The sequence below is a fragment of the Bacillus pretiosus genome (assembly GCF_051294775.1).
Taxonomy (GTDB): Bacteria; Bacillota; Bacilli; order Bacillales; family Bacillaceae_G; genus Bacillus_A; species Bacillus_A wiedmannii.
Genome location: NZ_JBPPHF010000168.1, coordinates 1 through 309 on the forward strand (window position 1 = coordinate 1; position 309 = coordinate 309).

1 protein-coding gene is annotated in these 309 nt (G+C 32.4%); it reads right to left on the bottom strand.

The features are described from left to right. Positions 1-239: YjdJ family protein (locus ACSG5Z_RS30350; RefSeq protein WP_435712795.1), on the bottom strand; the 239-nt coding region annotated here is incomplete at its 3' end. Positions 240-309: the final 70 nt, after the last annotated feature.

Sequence of the window (309 nt, forward strand, 5' to 3'; positions counted from 1 at the left end):
CTACTGAGCATAACAATAAATGCTGTTGGATAAAATTTTGCTGCATATATAAAGAAATCGATTTGATAAATATCTTCGTAACTTGAAACGGTGCCTTTAAAGTAATTTGTAACCTTAGCGCTATATTTCCATTCATCAGGATCATCTATTAAATTACTCCCCTGATACCAATTAATAAACGCGGAAGTAATAAAGAACATGCATGCACTACCCAATTGAACCATTTGGTTTATTGTCAAAATGACCCAACCTCCTATTTTATGGTTATTATAGCGTGCATTCATACTTTCTGTAACCTTTTTGTTGTAA